This window comes from Aquidulcibacter sp., assembly GCF_020253525.1.
Lineage (GTDB): Bacteria > Pseudomonadota > Alphaproteobacteria > Caulobacterales > Aquidulcibacteraceae > Aquidulcibacter.
In genome coordinates, this window is the sequence record NZ_JADCBK010000155.1 from 14,397 (window position 1) to 32,412 (window position 18,016).

Below are 18,016 nucleotides of genomic sequence, written 5' to 3' on the forward strand. Positions count from 1 at the left end.
TGATAGTGAGATGTAATGGTTCTCGAGAAAAGCGACCAATTGTGCGCCACTTGCGCAGGTATCGATGGAAATTCGGAAGGATTGTCACTTGTTTGGTTCTGGTTGCACTCCGCAACGCTAAACTGGACAAAAGTCATGGCTCTACCTGAATTGAAACTTCGATAGTCTATACTGAATTGACATTAATGCATTTTAGATACCTTCAAAACTGATAATATTTCATAATTCTGTCACGGCAACCACCTAGCATAGGGGAAAAGGTGGGATGATCGATGCGGTTTATAACTGTGGTGTTGGCACTATGCTGCTTGGCGGGATGTTTGGATTCAGGGCCTAAGCAATCTGCTGCGGGTGCAGCCGAACAGACGACAGGCCAAACTCTGCAAGTCATTCTGATCCCCGCAGACGGCGGAACCGAAGATGGGACGCGAGCAGACTTTCAGCCCTTATTCGAGGCGATCAGCCAAAACAGTTCGATCAAATTCAACATTCGTGTCGCTCAATCCTATAATGCGGTTGTCGAGGCCCTGTGTAGCGGCTCTGCAGATGTCGCATTTGTGGGCCCTGCCATCTTTCTGCAAGCCCAAAAGCGCGGCTGTGCCGATTTGCTGGCGGTCGGGGTTGAGCATGGCAAATCGGAGTATTTCGCGGGCATTTTTGCCAGAGTAAATGGTGGCCCTCAGGCTTTGGGTGAATTGAAGGGGAAGTCTGTTGCCTTTGGGGATGTAAACTCGGCCTCTTCCTTCATTGTTCCGGTTGCCATGTTGCTCAATGCAAAGCTTGATCCTCTGAAGGATCTTGATCGCGTCAGAATAGTCGGCAGCCACGCAAATGCGATTTCTGCGCTGACCCATGGCCAAGTCGATGCGGCGGCTCTGTCCCTTGTTTCGTTCGACAAGGCCGTTAATCAGGGTTCGGTCAAGGCTTCTGAGATCGCCTTGATCGCAACCAGCGTGGCGCTTCCCAATCCCCCGATCGTTATGCGCTCAACATTGAGTCCGAACGTTAAAGCTGATCTGAAGGCTGCGTTCAAAAGTGTCGCCAGCGCTTCTGGTGTTCGGGCCGAAAGTCTGGTGGGCTATGGCGGTAAGCCGGTCGAGCGCTATGACACGGAATTTCCCACTGAGAAGTTCGCCTCCATTCAAGCCATGATGGATCAAGTTACGCCCCAACTCACAGCCGGACTTTTGGACAAGGCTGCCAAGCCATGAGCAAGGCGGCCGGCGCGTCGATCCAGTTTGAAAAAGTGTCCAAGCGCTTTTCTGATGGCACCGTGGCGCTGAGCGACCTCAGTCTTCAAGTGCCAGCGGGAACGTTTTGTGTGCTTCTGGGGCCGTCAGGCTCTGGCAAGTCCACCTTGCTTCGGTGCTTGAATGGTTTGGAAACCCCAAGCCAAGGCAGCGTCTATGTAGACGGGACCTTGGTCAACCGAAATTCGATCAAGCAATTGCGCAAAGAGATCGGTTCGATCCATCAGCAATTTGGATTGGTCCAGCGCGATCAGGTTGCCAATAATGTTCTTGCTGGGGCTTTATCAAAGCTTCCTACTTGGCAAGCAATGCTCGGCTGTTATCCGAGAGCGCTAGAAGCGCGTGCGGCAGAAATGTTGGAACAAGTTGGTCTGGATCCCGTCCATCTGCATCGCCGGGCAGGGGAGTTATCCGGCGGCCAGCAGCAACGTGTTGGCATTGCGCGCGCCTTTATGTTGGCACCCAAGCTCATCTTGGCCGATGAGCCGATCGCTAGCCTGGACCCCAAGACAAGTTACGACATCTTGGCGCTGATCCGGGAACAGGCGCAGGCCTTGGGTGCGACAGTCCTATGTAGCCTTCATCAAGTCGACCTTGCGCGCGTCTTTGCCGACCGCATCATCGGCCTAAAGGCTGGAAGGGTAGTCTTTGATGGCGCGCCTTCGGATTTGACTGCCGATATGGTCGGCTTGCTTTATGGGCACGACGAAAGCGCTGTCGCGCCGGAATATGTATGATGGCACGGATTAATCGAGCCAATTCGGGGACATGGCAGTTCCCACAACTCGTCACCGCGTCCCGTTTGTTCTGGGTGGCCGTATTGTGCATACTTCTGCTCTGGTCTGGACGAGCGACAGAAATGGACCGTGCCTTTGTGATGACGGGCCAAGCAATTCATGCCGCGGCGACCGGTCAGAAGGATTCCCAAGTCGTCAATGGCTTCTCTCAAATTGCGAAATCCCTTTGGCCCCTGCAATTAGAGTCCCGGACCGAGTTGCACCAACAAGCGGACCAGCCTGCAGCCCTTGCACTGCCGTTTAGCCACATTGAAACCACCAGCCGTTCCAGCCAGTCGACAGACCCAGTGACTGGGCAAGTCGTGACAACCAACCAAACCAAGACTGAGCTTGTGGTGCCTTACGGCTATGTTCTGGTGGTTGTATCGAAATTGATCGAGACCATACAAATGGCGATCTGGGCAACATTGATCGCGCTCATCATCAGTCTGCCGCTTGGCTTTCTGGCAGCTCGAAATTTGATGGGGGATGGGTTTATCGTTGGCTTGGCGCGGTCCTTGATTGGTTTGTTACGCGCCATTCCGGAATTGGTGAGTGCTTTGTTCTTTGTTGTGGCCTTTGGCTTTGGCCCCATTGCCGGGATTTTCGCCTTAGGGCTGCACGCAGCAGGCTTTCTCGGCAAATTCTTTGCCGACGATAGCGAGAACGCGGACATTAAGCCGCAAGAAGCCTTGGTCGCACTGGGTGCAAACACCCTCAAAGTTGCCCGCTTTGCCGTGCTGCCACAGGTGCTGCCGCAATATATTGCCTATTCGCTCTATATTCTCGATCGAAATATCCGCATGGCGACCGTGATTGGTCTGGTCGGCGCGGGCGGGATTGGCCAAGAACTGAAGGGCCGATTTGACATGTATGATTATGGACACGTGGCAACAATTTTGGTTGCGATCTTCATTTTGGTGGTCCTCGTTGACCAATTGTCGGCCAGTATCCGAAAGCAACTATTGTGAGATTTGTTCAATCATGACACGGTCCCACTTTGTAATACTCAGTCTCATAAAAATGGTGAACGCAACTCATGGGCGATGCAACGAACCTATCACAAAAGCCGAAGGGGAAGGCTCAGGAATCGCTGATTGTTGAGAATGTGCTCGCGCGTATTCGCTCGAGCTATAAGTCTATGGGCCCGACCTCGAAAGTGGTGGCCGACTTCATCTTGGCTGACCCGAATGCGGTAATTGCTATGTCCGTTACCGAGCTCTCTGAGGCAACCGGTGCCAGCCAAGGAAGCGTTGTCAATTTTTGCCAAAATCTTGGTATGCCGGGCTTTCAGCATTTGAAATTGTCTTTGGCGCAAGCAGTTGTTCAACCCGTGCAATATATTCATGAGGACTTGAACCGAGACGATGATACCGAGACCGTCTGTCGCAAAGTGTTTCATGGTGGAATCCAAGCGCTGCGCGATTCCCTTTCGGTCCTTGATCCAAAGGCTTTAGGGGCTGCAGTTTCGGCATTACGCGCCGCCAAACGCATCGAGATTTACGGAATTGGCTCTTCCGCTCCAATCGCAGAAGACGCCCATTACCGCATGTTGCGCATTGGCTTGGAAGCGAAAGCCGTGACGGACAGTCACATACAAGCAATCAGTGCATCACGAACCTCGCCAGAGGTTGCCGTCCTGACGATCTCTCATACCGGAGCCACCCGTGAAACGGTTGTGGCGACCCAATTGGCCAAAGAAGCCGGTGCGACGACCATTGTCTTGACCAATTATGCGCGCACGCCGATTCAGGCCTTTGCAGATATCACCTTGTTCACGATGGCGCGGGAAACCCTGTTTCGGACCGAAGCCATGACCAGTCGTATTGCCCAGCTTTGCGTGATTGATGCCCTCATCGCAGCCCTTGCGCTCGCCGATTATGAGCGATCTACGACGACCCTGCGCGAGACATTTGATGTCTTATCGCTGAAACGCTTCTAATAGAGCGCGCTCAAACGAAGATCAGAGCCTGGTTTGACAAGGATCGACTCCATTCCGAGTCCGTCGGCTCCCTTGATATCGGTTGCCGGATTATCGCCAATCATAATCGCTTGGTCGACTGAGACCCCAAGTGCTAGGCAAGCCTTTCTAAAGAGAAAGGGGCCAGGTTTACCGATAATCTCCATATGTAGATCCTCTGCAGGCACGCAGGCGAGAAGTGCGGCCAAAAGCGTGCCGGTTTCGGGGACAATTGTGCCTCCCTTTCCTGGATGGGTTAAATCCGGATTGGCGACTATCAAGGACGCGCCATCCCGCAGAGCATTTACGCTTTGGGTCAAGCGCGCATAGCTAAACCGGGTGTCCCGTAGCAGGACAACTTGCTCGATCCGACTTGTGACTTGGATGATCCCCAGATCACGAGCCATTGCCCGCATGGCTGGACTTCCAAGCACAAGAGCTCGTTTTTTGGCTTCGGCTGCGCGTAACAAAGCTTGATGGCCGGCAAGGATAATCCGTTCTCTAGGAAGATGGATGCCGCATTCGGCTAAGGTTCGACACATGTCTTGTGGCCGAAGGCTGGAACTATTGGAAACCACGGCAATCCGATCAAGATGCCTAGCAATGAACTCAGAACCTGCGGCATGCGGTTTGTTGTCAATCGCGACGCATCCATCCCAATCCAAGAGAATGCCGTGCTTTGAGGCCAAAAGTTCCCGCGCGCGGTCCACTTCTGAACCGGTGTCGGGTAATACGATAGAGTGGATCAATCTCGACCTCCAAACCCGGATAGATCGGGCGCAATCGGTTCAAGCATGAATCATTCAGAAATGAAATATATTCACTAAGATTTCATAAACATTTCGCTCAGCCGTCACAGTCGGCCCCTAGGATTTCACCAGTCAGGCAGGAATTTCGAACCTACAGGGTTTTGTGGGCTAGACGATTGCCAATGTCGAAAGTGGATTCAGTGAAAATATTTCACTGTAGTGAGGGACCCAACCATGTACGGACCATTCAAAAAGCCATCTCTGAGCCTCGCAGCCATGCTGCTGGCCTCAACCGCTCTGCCAAGTTTTGCCGCTGCTCATACGTCTGTCGAGAGCGAACCACAAAAGCCTGCAACCGAAACCGTCATTGTGACCGGCCAACGTGCACGCGCTGCCGCAACCACCGTTGCACAAGAGTTGGCAGTTTATGGCACCGATGTGCAGGTCATCTCGGGGGCACGGGTTGAGCAAAGCGGCGCGATTAACTTCGCCGAAGCTGTCCAGTTTCTCGTAAAGGGCGTCAATGTCGGCTATTCCCCAGATGAAGGTGAATACACCATTCGCCTCGATGGCGGCGGTGACCGCGACACACTGGTTACCCTTGATGGAACCCCTCTCTATGATCGTGGCCCAGTTCTTGAGAACATTTGGGGCGCCACAATCATCGACAACCACATCATTGAGAACATCGAAGTCTTCCGTGGCGGCAATAGCTTATACTTTGGTTCAAACGGCGGCATCGGTGTGGTCAATGTCATCACCAAAAAGCCGGACGGAACTGTGAAGGGCGATTTTGGTGTCTCTTATGGTTCGTTCAACACCCGCGAACTATGGGGCAATTATAGCTTCCCGCTCGACAAGGAAGGCAATCATTCCTTGATGGTCTATGGGTCGCTTCTCGCGACCGACGGCCCTCGAATTTTTGACCCGGCCTTGTTTACCGATAATGTGGCCTTGTCTGGCGGTATCCAAGAATATCCGCTGAACAAAAACAATATCGGGGTGAAGTATCTATGGAAAATCAATGAGGCGACGGAATTCCGCGCCAATGCTATTTATACTGAAAGCTGGTTCCAAGATCCGTTCCCTTCGGGTGAATCCTATTCACCCAATACGCTGCGCTATCCAATTATCGATGCAACGCTCACCCATAAGTCCAATGACAAACTGCTGATTGAGGCCTCAGCTTATTATTCCAACCCACTCTTGTGGAATGCTGAACTCTACCCTGTGGTCTGCCGGATCGCTACGGGTTGCCCGATTGCAAACCAAGCCACGGCTGCAGGCGTCTCAACACGGACAGTTCCTCGCGGGGCTTGGACCGGCGCTGTTGAACCCGCCTTCGCCCACGGCTTTGGCACAACCAATCAGTTCAAGAGCGGCTTTGTTGAAATGGGCGCGACAGCCCGTGCCACCTATAACTTCAACGAATTCTTGGAAGTTGTTGGCGGTGTTCAATATGTCTCTTACAAGGACGATTCAGACGCACGCTTTGCGGTGCCAAACAATGACACGGCAACGACGGGTGTCTTCATAGATGTTCACCCCAAATTGCCATTCAGCCCAGAGACTGGGATTTCGTTGGCGGTTCGCACCGATTTCTCCGATGCGTTTGACAGCAAGACCATCTGGAAGTTCGGCTTTAAGCATCCCTTCCTGAAGAACTATTATGTTCGTGCCAATGGCGGTACATCCTACAGCCTGCCGCAGACAAATGAGTTGTTCATCAACAACCCACGCCCACCAACGGCGGTCAATGATGCTGGTTTCACAACAATCGGTAACCCAGATCTCCTGCCGGAGGAGACCGAGACCTATAATGCGGCATTCGGCTATACGCATGAATTTGGCGACAACCGCCTCTTTGTGGAACTCGGCGGCTTTAAAACTGAAGTCACCAACCGTATTTCGACGACCTCTGGGCGGCCCTTGATTGTTACGAACCCAATCACCGGCACCCAAACCCCTGTCGACACCTTCTTCAATAATAGCTTCGTCAATGAGATTAACGGCTGGACCGCAGAAGTTGATCTGACCCTGGGCGAGCAGTGGGCCTTTAATATCGGCTATACTAATCAGGACTCAGCGCTCGCATCTGGATCCCGCGTTGGTCTGCAATTGAGCGAGACGCCCGAGTGGTTTGCGACTGCCTCTTTGAATTGGACTTCGCTGGATAAGCGGTTGAAAGTTCAATTATTGCCCCGCGTTCAAGGGGATGAATGGGCAACTGGTGGGCCAGCTATTGCAGGCACCACACGGGCGGCTGGCCCAGACGGCAGGGGTGCTGATACCGGTGTGCCACGCTATCGCAAGAATTTCGGCAATTACACCGTTGTTAATGCCACCCTCACCTATCTGGCCGGCGAGGATATGCAGCACCGCTTCATGTTCCGTGTCGTGAACCTTCTCGATGAGGATTACGCAGAGCGCTGGGGCTTTGGTAACAATTTCTATGGCTCAGCCTTCAACCGGGGTGAGTATACCAATACGGACGACCGTTACTTCTACGGCTATCCGTTCGAAGGCAAGCCCCGCAGCTTCTATGTGACCTACGCCACAAAATTCTGATCAATATTCAAGGGCTAGGGAGATGAAGATGTCCCTAGCCCTTCTCCTTTAGATTTTTAAACGCATGTGAGGACCCGATGATCAGTCGCCGCAGCACCCTACTAACCTTGGCTGCCTTGCCGCTTTTGTCGGCTAAGTCAGTCCTCGCACAGACAGCCGCCAATCCTTTTAGCCTTGGGGTCGCGTCGGGAAACCCGCAGCCTGATCAGGTCATTTTGTGGACACGCCTTGCGCCAAACCCCCTGCAAGCTGGCGGCATGCCAAAAGGGCGGGTGCGCGTTCTCTATAAGGTCTGTCTCGACGCCGAAATGACGAAAGTATTTCGCGAAGGAAGTTACGAAACCTCAGACCTCGATGCGCATAGTGTTCATGTCGCATTGAAAGGCTTAGCGCCAGGCCGGGAGTACTTTTATCAATTCTCCTTTGGCGACGCCCAAAGCCCAATCGGCCGGACTAAAACAACAAGCCCGCAGGATTCGTCGGCCAAATTAGCCTTGGCCAGCTGCAACGCTTATGAAAGCGGCTTTTTCGCTGCCTTTGCCGATATGGCTGCTTGGACACCAGACTGCGTCATCCATGTTGGCGACTATATTTACGAAGGCGGGGTTGGCCGTCTTGGCTCTAACAAACGGATGATTGCGGGTCAGGAATTATCCTTTGAGACCGTCCGTTTACATAATGGGCCCGAGACAAAGTCCCTATGGGATTATCGCAATCGCTACGCACTCTATAAGATGGACCCTAGCCTGCAGGCCGCCCATGCCGCCGCGCCTTGGATTGTCGCCATGGATGATCATGAGATCGACAACAATTGGGCCGGCGATATCCCAGAGGATCCAGATCAGCAGACCGCGCTAGAGTTTAAAGTGCGCAAGATTGCGGCTCTGAAGGCTTATTATGAGCATATGCCTATCGAAAAGCCTGCGATGATCAACGGGCTGGAAGCCAGCTTGCACATGTATGGCCTCTATCGCTTCGGCCCTGCACAGGTGCATTTGCTCGACACACGCCAATTCCGCTCCGACCAGCCGTGCGGCCAAGGCTTTCCAGGCGATGCCGCATGCGACGCCATGAATGATCCAAATCTAACCATGACGGGTAAAGTCCAAGAAGCTTGGCTGCTGGACGCGCTCAAACGTTCGTCGGCCCCTTACAATGTTCTGGCATCCCAAACCTGGTTTGCGCCTTTTCGCTACAATGCCCCGCCAGAGGCTCCACGCGTGAACATGGATCAATGGGATGGTTATGGCGTCCAGCGGCAACGGATCATTGATGCTCTTGCCCAGGGCGTGTCCAATCCCGTTGTCTTGAGTGGTGACTGGCACAGTGCTTCGGCCATGCGCATTCATGAGCGCCCCTTTGATGTCAAATCCAAGCGGATAGGCCACAATTTCTGCGGCACGTCGATTTCGTCGCATTGCCCTTGGGCAGGGGCATTGGACGCCGCAAAGAGCTTTAACCCCCATGTCGATTATCTCGACGGGCATAAGCGCGGCTATATTCGGTCCTTGGTTGAGCGAAATAATTGGACGGCGACTTATCGAACGGTCGACGCGCCCAGTGACCCAAATTCTGGCTCGACAAGCGCCATCGAGATGCGGACCCGCGATCTATAAACTCTATACAGGAGCCGATGTGCCATGCGACGATTGAGCCAAAGTCACACCGTTCTAAAGCATGTTCTTGTGGCCGCCCTCATAGGCTCCAGCCTTCTTCCTTGGACCCACCCAAGCGCGCAGACGATCACTCGTCCGGTTCGAAGTGTTGAAGACCCCGGCGTTATCACAACCCGGCAAAACATCACTCCGGCAGGTGCCCAAACCGTCTTTAAAGGACGAGTTCAAGGGGCAGTCTTTGGCAAGGAAGGCGCACTCTGGGTCCTATCGCGCACCCATCTTTATCAATTGGACTGGCTGCAAAACAAAGCCATATCGACGTTTGACCTTAAGGGTACCGGCGGAATTCGCGGACTTACGCTGGATGAAACTGGCTCACCAATCCTAAGTTATACCGAAACCAAGCCGGGCCAAGCGGGCCAAGTTGTTCTTGCAAGGCCTGATGTCTCCAAGACGTCGGAAGGCTTGTTGAAAATTGGAGAGCCCCTCGGCACCAATAATGTGGGCTCGCCAGTCGTCCATAACGGCCAAGTTCTTACGCCCCTGACGTTCAACAATGGCCTTGCCATTACCAATCTTGAGTCCGGCGAAACCAAAACTGTGCCTGTCGGCGTTGCCCCGGTCGCGGTTGCGACCGGTGGCACACTTGCCTATGTCGCAAATTGGGGTGGCCTTCCAGCAAGTGCCGGCATGCTAAGCGCGCCAACAGGCCTGAAGGCAGGCGCAGACCAAGTCAGGATCGATCCCCGCGGTGTGGCGCTACCAGGGTCTATCAGTGTCGTTAACTTGGCCACGGCCAGTGTCAGCGCCAACATCCCAGTGGGCCGACATCCAACCGGACTTGCCTTAGATTCCGCGCGTGGCCTGCTGTATGTCGCCAATACCAATGACGACAGCATTTCTGTGGTTGATGTCCGCACGAGCAGCGTCAAACACACCCTTGCGCTGAAGCCCTTCGCCCAAGACGTAAAGGGAATTGCTCCGTCAGGCATGACTTTGGACCGTTCCGGTAAGCGGCTCTACATCGCCTGCGGCGGCATTAATGCCGTCATGATCTATGACTTAGAAAGCGGGCGAATTACTGGGCTTGTGCCGACTGGCTGGTATCCAATTTCTGTGGCCCTAAATGCAGATGAATCCAAAATGGCGGTCGCAACTTTGTTGGGCATTGGCTCTGGCCAGAATGACGGGCCCAACAAGCGATTTGTTCATGCGAACCGGGGCAGCGTCCATGTCGTTCCGATACCGGACGATGCGCAGCTTGCAAGCTATTCTGCCGCGGTAGCGGAGAACAATAGGATGGCATTTCGCGACGGAATTGCGCCTAAACCAAATCCGTCTGCCAAACCTCGAGCAATCCCAGAGCGCTCGGGCGAAGCGTCTCTAATCGAGCATGTTGTGTTCATCATCAAGGAAAACCGCACCTATGATCAGCTGTTTGGCGATTTGGAGCGCGGTAATGGCGAGCCTAGCTTTGTCATGTTTGGCGAGGATGTGACCCCGAACCAACGGCGACTGGCGACGGATTTTGTTCTTCTGGACAATTTCTATACCACCGGCGGCAATAGCGCGAACGGCCATCAATGGGTCACGCAGGGCAATGAGGCCAGCTACACATTATGGCCTGGCTACTCAGGTCGTTCTTACCCCTATGACGGCAGTGACCCACTAGCCTATTCCGCCGGTGGCTTTATCTGGGATGCTGTGCTTGCCAAGGGAAAGAGTGTCGCCGTCTTTGGCGAATATGCTCCTGGCGTCCTCGATGATACGCCTAACCAGCGTCAGAATCTGTTTGCGCGCTGGAAAGCCGGTGACGACTTTAAGGGCATGTGGAACACGCGCTCTCCGATTCCGCCACTCGACAAAGCGCTCGTACGCAACTTCCCAGCTTACAGTATGGACATACCTGATGTGGTCCGTGCACGGATTTTCTTGGATAAGCTCAAAGAATATGAAGCCCAAGGGACTATGCCGCACCTAACTGTGATGCTGCTGCCAAGCGACCATACCAGCGGGACACGACCCGGCGCAAATACCCCAAAAGCCATGGTTGCAGATAATGACTTGGCACTTGGTCAAGTGGTGGAGGGCCTGACTAAGTCAAAGTTCTGGCCCAAAATGGCAATCTTTGTTGTAGAAGACGATAGCCAGAATGGCGTGGATCATGTCGACGGCCATCGCACAGTGGCCTTGGCGATCAGCCCTTACACGCGGCGCAACCATGTCGACTCCACCATGTATTCCCATCAAAGCATGCTGAAATCGATCGAATTGATTTTGGGCCTTCCTAGCATGTCGCTCTTCAATCTGATCGCCAATGACATGCGGGCAAGCTTCACCGACACCCCCAACTTAAGCCCTTATACAGCCATCATACCAAAGCAGGACTTGCTTGAACTCAACCCCCAAGCCAGCGCCCTCACGGGTGAGCGGAAAGCAGGTGCCCTCGCGTCGGCGCAGATGAATTTTTCGGTTCCAGATGCGGTACCAACCGAAAAGCTCAATCGGATCGTCTGGCATGAGATAAAGGGCTGGTCGACACCCTATCCAGGCACGAGGAACGCCACCTTCAGCCCATTCCAGCTTGAGGACGACGACTGAAATGACGTCGGCTGGACGTTTTGCCGCCCTGGGTCTCTGCGCATTGACTGTCTTGATGGGCAGTTCGGTAGAGGCCGAGGAGGTAGAAACCGTCATTGTGACGGGCAGTATCTTGAAGGATAAGTCCCGACTGCCCGGATCGGCCTTTGAGGTTTCTTCAGCGGATTTAGGCCGACTGGCACCCATCTCAGTTGCGGATTTACTGCGGCCCGTGCCGGGCATTCAAGTCGTCAGCGAAGACCTGTTTGGTCTTAAGGTGAATATCTCTGTACGCGGCCTAACGCCACGTCGCTCTGCCAGAACCCTCTTGTTAGAGGATGGGATGCCGATCCAGCCGGCACCTTATTCAGAGCCGTCCGCACATTATGTGCCGCCCTTTGAGCGCATTGAGCGCATCGAAGTTCTCAAGGGCTCCGGTGAGATCCTCTATGGCCCACAAAGTCTGGGCGGCATGATCAATTTTATCACAAAGCCAGTGCCAGATCGCGCCACAGGTGAACTCGATCTCTCCGTCGGAACGCGCAACTTCTACTCTGGCCATCTGACGCTGGGTGCCGGTAATGAGCAAGGCGGTGCGCGCTTAGATGTTATTCAGAAGGCTAGCGATGGCACGCGTGATGAGCATTCTACCCGCTTTTCAGATGTTGCGCTTAAGGCCCGCGTCCGCCTCGATGAAGGCCAGACCTTAACCGCCCGCTTTACCCATTTTGTCGAAGATACAGCTCTGACTGAGGCAGGGCTTACAGCAGCGCGCTATGCCCAAAATCCGTTTGCCAACCCGTTCAGCCAGGATCATTTTGACCTGACCCGAACGGCAATTCAGCTGCGCTATGATGCTGCTTTGTCCAAGGGGATCAGTCTCAACACGCAAATCTATGGCGCAGAGACGTTTAGAGCCTCCTATCGGCAAACCGATACGTCCATTGACAGCATGACCGCCAATCCCTCCAACGGGTGTGACGGTGCCGCCCGCCTAGATTATGAGAATTTTGCTGCACGTTGCGGCAATAAAATGCGGCCCCGGCAATTTTCCTTTGCAGGGATCGAATCCAAAATCACCATCGCCAACAAAGTCGGCGGCCACGATCTCACAACGCTACTCGGTGTCCGCTTCCACCGCGAAGACGCGGATCGTCGCAGATATAACGGCCTTACGCCAAATGCGCGCGAAACCAGCCCAGGGACCTTGTTGCGGGATTGGAACCTTATCCAAGCCGATACCGTGTCCCTCTATGCCCAATCCATTCTACAGCTTGGGAGACTCAACTTGAGCCTCGGGGTGCGACACGAGCATATTGAGACTACCAATAAATCCGTCGTTGCGAATTTTGTCGAACGCAATTTGGCGGCCTCCTCGGATCAATCCTTGACCCTCCCTGGGCTGGGGCTCAATTGGACGGTGCGTGATGGGTTTGAGGTCTTTGCAGGCGTCCACCAAGGATTTGCGCCGCCCCGCCCGGACCGGGACGTTGATCCACTTGCGCCGGCCAATCAGGTACGACCCGAGGAGAGCACAAATTATGAGCTTGGCATGCGCCTTGGTTTAGGACCGCAGAGCAAACTGGAAGCAACCGCTTTTTGGCTTGATTTTCAGGAATTGATCGTCGCGGGACCGTTGCTTGGCATGCCAAGCGGAACTTTGGTCAATGCGGGCGCGGCAACTCATGCTGGTGCTGAACTTTATTTGCGCCACGACCTACCCCTGTGGATGGGGCCAAGCTGGAAGCCTTGGGCCTCGATCTCGGTCACCCATCTGGTTAAGGCTCAGTTTGATACTGCGGTTGGCGAAGGCAGCGGAAATGTGCGCGGCAATCGCATTCCCTATGCACCAAGGTGGCTTGGCGACATTACCTTCGGCGCTGTGACGGAAAATGGCTTAGGCTTCACACTCAGCGCCAGCCAGGTAGGTGCGCAATATGCCGACGCGCGCAATACGATCACCCAATCTAGCGACGGCACACTAGGTTTGATTCCGAGCTATAGCCTTGTGAATTTAGGGCTGACTTATCGACCGGGAACGGCAAATTGGGAAGTCTATCTCACAAGCCACAATGTGCTTGATAAGCGCTATTTGTCGACACGAACCGATGGCATGTTCGCCGGCCCGCCCCGCCAAACGGTCATAGGCGTGCGCCTGATCCTTTAGATAAGCTTGTCTCAACCACATCGACATTAAGACGCGGATTACAGGGATATCCAGCAGGAGAAATCCAAAAGCAAAGTGTAACTCATGCGACGACGAACTGTCGAACTGACCAATGGAATTCAATTCGGAGCGATTTTTGTAGCGCGCGATCCGCTGAGCCAGCTCTCTATAATTGGCTACATTTTTTAACTGAAAAGATGCGGCAATTGATTATATGGAAAGGCAAATCCTATCGTCCAACTTCATGGTCGCAGTCGAAGTTAGTCGACTTCCCAACCCTAACCCCCAAACTTAGCCCAAGCTTCCATGAGTGCACGACGCTTCTCAAATAAATCCCCACGCCGATAGGCCGCTTCTGCTTGGTTCGAGATAACATGGGCGAGGGCCGCTTCTGCAACTTCGTTTTGGAAGTCGGTGCGTTCAGCCGCCCAGTCTCGAAAAGTGGACCGGAAGCCATGGGGCGTTACGTCTGTGCGACCCATGCGACGAAGCGTCATCAGGAACGCCATGTTCGAGATTGACTTCCCGTACCGCTGACCAGGGAAAACGACGACGGGGTCAAGTCCGCGGACTTTCTTCAATACCAAGAGAGCGGCCGCAGAAAGTGGCACGCGATGGATTCGGCCAGCCTTCATGCGAGCTGCGGGAATTGTCCATGACTGATCTTCGAGGTCGATTTCATCCCAGCGCGCTTCAATCGCTTCACCGGTTCTGGTCGCCGTCAGAATGGCAAATTGGAAGGCGAGGGGACCTACCCCGGTTTGCGCCCTCAAGTGCTTCATGAATTTTGGGAATTCATCGATCGGGAGGGCAGCGAAGTGCTTTACCTTTTTTGTCTTGTTGCGGGCAGGCAGGGCCTTTTCTAAATAGCCACGCCAGCGGGCAGGGTTCTCGCCTGTGCGATATTCCCGGACAGTTGCCCAATCGATGATGTTTTCGATACGCCCTCTAACGCGGCTGGCCGTTTCGGTCTTGGTCTCCCAGATTGGATCAAGCACCTTCATGACCATACCGATATTGATATCCTGAATGGCCACATCGCCAAAGACTGGATAGGCATAAGCTTGTAACGACGAGCTCCATTGGGCTCGATGTTTCTCATTCTTCCAACTGCTTTGGTGGGCGTTTAGATAGGCCTCAGCGCACTGCGCGAAAGTCATCGCAGCCGCACGACTGCGTATCGCTTCTTGCTTGGCTTCAGCACGAACTTCGACAGCATCATTGCCCTCGCGGACTTCATAGCGAATGCGCTCCGCCTTCTCGCGTGCGTTTGCCAGGCTGACATCTTCAAAGCTGCCGATGCCCATCTCGCGCATTTTTCCATTCGCAGCGCGATACCGTACAATCCATGACTTCCGCACATGGCCGGCGACTGGATGCTTGGTCACTTGCAAATAGAGGCCACCACCATCTGCGTGCTTGCCTGGCTCAGAAATGGATTTAAGCGATGCCGCTTTAAGTTTGTTTCTCAACCCCGGCATGACACTTCATCCGAGAGACAATTGAATACTTGCATGTCCGTACCCACAAAATACCCACATTATGGAGGCCATAGAACGAAACACTTCGAAACGGTCCGCCATACTCCTCCGACAAGAAAATTCAATATATCAGATAATTAGCGAAAAATCGAGCACTTTTGAAACGATTTGGCGGACACTTTTTCGGGTCTCTCTGTCCGCCAGTTCGACCGATTAAGCCACAGACAAGGCTGTCCCACGACACAGCGCGTGACGCGGGTCGTTTTCAGATCCGATTAGCTGGTGGTCCCGCTCAGCAATCTTTTTGCCTTGGCGGCTGCCCTGCGGGCTAAATGATAGACGCGTGCGGCGCCTTCATCATAGCGAACCGTGATCTTGGTATTTTCGCCATAGGTTTCTTTTAGGAAATTCCAGATCAGAGCTTCGGCCTTTTCGCGGGGCCCCAAAAGCTCGGTCGTCAACGGGCATTCGGTCCGGCTATGATAAGTTGCATAGACCTCGCCATTTCCTTCAAACACATTGCCGATCGTGTAGGGATAGAGGTCACAGTCCATAGGTCGATTGCCATAGACTTGGCACTGCTGGTCCCAATTCGGGCAGGGCCCATTCCCATTGGAGGAGAGCTCATATAGTTTGCCCTTGCGCGCGACGGTCAAATGCTCCGTCTTGCCCTCGAACAGCCGGGTGTATTCTGCCTCATTTATCTTGAGGCCATGAAGTTCACGACAGCAGCTCTGATTGGTTGGGCATTTCAAACATGGGTTTGACACGCGCGTATCTCCTAAAACCTCGCAGAGTCATTTTGATAGGTGACCATACAGTCACAAACTGAACATTGTGTTGAGATTTGCCCCGAAAACTGCGCGTGGCTTGGCCCTCTAAAGATGTCGACTGGCTACCGCTCTGGCAGGTATCGACAAGTCGTGCGGTGGCGGCCTAAACAGATTGTTTGGGAAGATTCAGCATGACGACAGAGCAAAAAACGAGAAATGCCGCGGAGACTCAACGCCGAATTCTCCAAGCTGCGATGACGTTGCTGGCCGAAAGTGGCCGCGATGGCTTTGGCATTAATGCCATTGCCCGGCAAGCGGGTTGCGACAAGCAGCTTATCTATCGTTATTTTCAGGGGCTTGAAGGCCTTGCCGATGCCGTCGGGATTGAATTGGCCAATCGGCTTGAACAAGATTTGTCGAGCATGACCAATCCAAGCGAGTTTAGCTCTTATGCCGGGCTGATGGAGCATCTTTTGCTGGCCTTGCTGGAAGTCCTGCGTCGTGACCGCATTATGCAGCAAATTATCGCGTGGGAAATGACAGGACCATGTGACCTTACCCGGCGCATGAGTCACGAGCGTGGTCAAAAATTGGGTGCCTGGATCGTTCGTGTTCGCGGTGCGTTGCCGGTTCCGACGCATGTTGATGCGCCGGCCATCAATGCAATCCTGATCGCCAGTACGCAACAGCTTGTGCTGTCTTCTGCCTCCACCGCCAGTTTTGCGGGCCTGCCGCTTCATTCTGAAGCTGATTGGGAGCGGGTTCGCGCGGCGCTGTCTTCCATGGTCAAAGCGATTTATGCCCCAGCCTAGGGGCCTGTTACTTCTGCGCCCTACATCAGGCGCTTCGCACGAAATGACGCAGAGCCGCCTCAACGCGCAGCCAATCGGCATCAGTGGCCAAGGATAGGCCTGCTTGTGACCCAAAGGCTGTGGCCGATATTGCCAGATGCTGGACAGCACCGATGATGATGGCATTCAGAGCACCGACATCTAGGCCCTCGGGATGCTTCATCTCGCCCCGTAAACTCACCATCCAAGCATTCATACGTTTGGCGCGTGCCTCGGCCATAATGCGGGTTAGGCGGGAAGGGGAGGCAAGCTCCCATGCTGTAATCTTTTGAATGATTAGATTGGACCGAAAGAGGTTCAGTAAGCCGATTGCCAGAGGTTCAACCCAATCACCATAACTCTTGGGGGCTTCTTTTCGGCTGAAGGTTTCAAGCTCGGCACTTAATTCATCCGCAATCTCGGTGCCGATCACTTCGGCCAGCCCCTCTAGGCCCTCAAAATAGCGGTAGATGAGTTGCTTGTCGCAGCCTGCGCGCCGCGCAATGGAATTGATTCCAAACCCATCAAATCCGCTTTCAGATAGGATTTCTTTTGCAGCAGAAATGATCGTCTGCGCGCGCGCAACACGGTCGCGCCGACGGGCAGGCACTTCAGTTTGGCCGATGGCTGTGGCAAGGTCTTCCATTTTATTCCATAAAAACAGTAGTTTGAACTTGGTCATTTTGATCTTGGCTGATTTTCATGAAAAAAGCTACAAAAATATCACCGGGCGGTGACTTTTTCTCTTGCGCATGTCACTGCATGGTGATATTAGATTGTCACCACTTGGAGACATCAGGTCTCCGACAGGAGAGAAACAGTCATGAACATGCACACAGACATGCCTAAAGCGGTTCAAAGTTTTGACCTTGACCCCCAGCCTTTGAACAGCGCCGTGGCAACCCGCCCCGCACAACGCCACATGGTTTTGGGCCTATCGGCGATTGCTTTGGCGATTGCGTTCAACATTCCCTATACCGTCTTGGCGATGACCTATAATTATCCAGATGTATTGCGCGGCTCTGCTTATGATGCGCTGGATTTGTTTGCCAAAGGCGGGGCGTCATTGATTTTAACCTGGCATGCCTTTGCGGTAATCGCCCTCGCACTCATGCCATTTGCCATGGCTGTTTCCTTAATCGCCCATCGCCTGCACCATTATACAGGCCTTGCCATTGGGGCGGCGATCGCCGGGGCTTTGGCAGGCTTGACCCAAGCCATGGGCCTATGGCGCTGGGTGTTTGTTATCCCAAGCCTCGCTCGCAC

At 53.7% G+C, this 18,016-nt stretch carries 14 protein-coding genes; 10 read left to right on the forward strand and 4 right to left on the reverse strand.

Translation table 11 applies throughout. From position 1 onward, the window contains the following. The first annotated feature begins 272 nt into the window (after nt 1-272). The 4 genes from IOB61_RS15645 to IOB61_RS15660 all read left to right on the forward strand — a co-directional run bounded on the left by IOB61_RS15645 (nt 273) and on the right by IOB61_RS15660 (nt 3,968). Nucleotides 273-1,211 (forward strand): phosphate/phosphite/phosphonate ABC transporter substrate-binding protein, encoded by a 939-nt coding sequence (locus tag IOB61_RS15645; RefSeq protein ID WP_290818727.1) that lies wholly within the window; start codon nt 273-275, stop codon nt 1,209-1,211. Next, a complete protein-coding gene (gene phnC, locus IOB61_RS15650) occupies nt 1,208-1,987 on the forward strand; it encodes a phosphonate ABC transporter ATP-binding protein (protein WP_290818729.1) in 780 nt (259 codons plus the stop codon). Before IOB61_RS15645 ends, phnC begins: the two co-directional genes overlap by 4 nt. Then, complete coding sequence (gene phnE / locus IOB61_RS15655) at nt 1,984-2,997, forward strand: phosphonate ABC transporter, permease protein PhnE (RefSeq protein ID WP_290818731.1); 1,014 nt, start codon at nt 1,984-1,986, stop codon at nt 2,995-2,997. Before phnC ends, phnE begins: the two co-directional genes overlap by 4 nt. Nucleotides 2,998-3,065: 68 nt before the next feature. Beyond that, a complete protein-coding gene (locus IOB61_RS15660) occupies nt 3,066-3,968 on the forward strand; it encodes a MurR/RpiR family transcriptional regulator (RefSeq protein WP_290818733.1) in 903 nt (300 codons plus the stop codon). On the opposite strand, the gene IOB61_RS15665 is transcribed toward IOB61_RS15660, so the two are convergent. Beyond that, a complete protein-coding gene (locus tag IOB61_RS15665) occupies nt 3,965-4,735 on the reverse strand; it encodes an HAD hydrolase-like protein (RefSeq protein ID WP_290818735.1) in 771 nt (256 codons plus the stop codon). The genes IOB61_RS15660 and IOB61_RS15665 overlap by 4 nt on opposite strands. A 234-nt stretch (nt 4,736-4,969) precedes the next feature. Here IOB61_RS15665 and IOB61_RS15670 point away from each other — a divergent pair, with 234 nt between their 5' ends. The 4 genes from IOB61_RS15670 to IOB61_RS15685 all read left to right on the forward strand — a co-directional run bounded on the left by IOB61_RS15670 (nt 4,970) and on the right by IOB61_RS15685 (nt 13,666). Then, nucleotides 4,970-7,303 (forward strand): TonB-dependent siderophore receptor, encoded by a 2,334-nt coding sequence (locus IOB61_RS15670; RefSeq protein WP_290818737.1) that lies wholly within the window; start codon nt 4,970-4,972, stop codon nt 7,301-7,303. Between the two features lie 77 nt (nt 7,304-7,380). After that, nucleotides 7,381-8,919: an alkaline phosphatase D family protein gene (locus IOB61_RS15675; protein WP_290818739.1), complete on the forward strand. Its 1,539-nt coding sequence runs from the start codon at nt 7,381-7,383 to the stop codon at nt 8,917-8,919. Between the two features lie 24 nt (nt 8,920-8,943). Next, nucleotides 8,944-11,520, forward strand: a complete 2,577-nt coding sequence (locus IOB61_RS15680; RefSeq protein ID WP_290818741.1) for an alkaline phosphatase family protein — start codon at nt 8,944-8,946, stop codon at nt 11,518-11,520. Nucleotide 11,521: 1 nt separating this feature from the next. Further along, on the forward strand, nt 11,522-13,666 hold the full coding sequence (locus IOB61_RS15685; protein ID WP_290818743.1) for a TonB-dependent receptor: 2,145 nt from the start codon (nt 11,522-11,524) through the stop codon (nt 13,664-13,666). 278 nt (nt 13,667-13,944) lie between these two features. Here IOB61_RS15685 and IOB61_RS15690 read toward each other — a convergent pair whose 3' ends face one another. Both IOB61_RS15690 and IOB61_RS15695 read right to left on the reverse strand, forming a co-directional pair. Continuing rightward, a complete protein-coding gene (locus IOB61_RS15690) occupies nt 13,945-15,147 on the reverse strand; it encodes a site-specific integrase (protein WP_290818745.1) in 1,203 nt (400 codons plus the stop codon). 275 nt (nt 15,148-15,422) lie between these two features. Further along, nucleotides 15,423-15,917 (reverse strand): YkgJ family cysteine cluster protein, encoded by a 495-nt coding sequence (locus IOB61_RS15695; RefSeq protein ID WP_290818748.1) that lies wholly within the window; start codon nt 15,915-15,917, stop codon nt 15,423-15,425. 194 nt (nt 15,918-16,111) lie between these two features. Here IOB61_RS15695 and IOB61_RS15700 point away from each other — a divergent pair, with 194 nt between their 5' ends. Then, a complete protein-coding gene (locus tag IOB61_RS15700; protein ID WP_290818750.1) occupies nt 16,112-16,732 on the forward strand; it encodes a TetR/AcrR family transcriptional regulator in 621 nt (206 codons plus the stop codon). A gap of 25 nt (nt 16,733-16,757) precedes the next feature. Here the strand turns inward: IOB61_RS15700 and IOB61_RS15705 are convergent, their stop codons facing one another. Next, nucleotides 16,758-17,396 (reverse strand): TetR/AcrR family transcriptional regulator, encoded by a 639-nt coding sequence (locus IOB61_RS15705; protein WP_290818752.1) that lies wholly within the window; start codon nt 17,394-17,396, stop codon nt 16,758-16,760. Between the two features lie 177 nt (nt 17,397-17,573). On the opposite strand from IOB61_RS15705, the gene IOB61_RS15710 reads away from it, so the two are divergent. Next, a partial coding sequence (locus IOB61_RS15710) for a DUF4386 family protein (RefSeq protein ID WP_290818754.1) occupies nt 17,574-18,016 on the forward strand: 443 nt, incomplete at its 3' end.

Bases quoted from the DNA above. Each gene is read 5' to 3' on its own strand.
- IOB61_RS15680 (WP_290818741.1), top strand. From the start codon at position 8,944: ATGCGACGATTGAGCCAAAGTCACACCGTTCTAAAGCATGTTCTTGTG.
- IOB61_RS15700 (WP_290818750.1), top strand. From the start codon at position 16,112: ATGACGACAGAGCAAAAAACGAGAAATGCCGCGGAGACTCAACGCCGA.
- phnE (WP_290818731.1), top strand. From the start codon at position 1,984: ATGATGGCACGGATTAATCGAGCCAATTCGGGGACATGGCAGTTCCCA.
- IOB61_RS15645 (WP_290818727.1), top strand. From the start codon at position 273: ATGCGGTTTATAACTGTGGTGTTGGCACTATGCTGCTTGGCGGGATGT.
- IOB61_RS15705 (WP_290818752.1), bottom strand. From the start codon at position 17,396: ATGGAAGACCTTGCCACAGCCATCGGCCAAACTGAAGTGCCTGCCCGT.
- IOB61_RS15660 (WP_290818733.1), top strand. From the start codon at position 3,066: ATGGGCGATGCAACGAACCTATCACAAAAGCCGAAGGGGAAGGCTCAG.
- IOB61_RS15685 (WP_290818743.1), top strand. From the start codon at position 11,522: ATGACGTCGGCTGGACGTTTTGCCGCCCTGGGTCTCTGCGCATTGACT.
- IOB61_RS15670 (WP_290818737.1), top strand. From the start codon at position 4,970: ATGTACGGACCATTCAAAAAGCCATCTCTGAGCCTCGCAGCCATGCTG.
- IOB61_RS15690 (WP_290818745.1), bottom strand. From the start codon at position 15,147: ATGCCGGGGTTGAGAAACAAACTTAAAGCGGCATCGCTTAAATCCATT.
- IOB61_RS15675 (WP_290818739.1), top strand. From the start codon at position 7,381: ATGATCAGTCGCCGCAGCACCCTACTAACCTTGGCTGCCTTGCCGCTT.
- phnC (WP_290818729.1), top strand. From the start codon at position 1,208: ATGAGCAAGGCGGCCGGCGCGTCGATCCAGTTTGAAAAAGTGTCCAAG.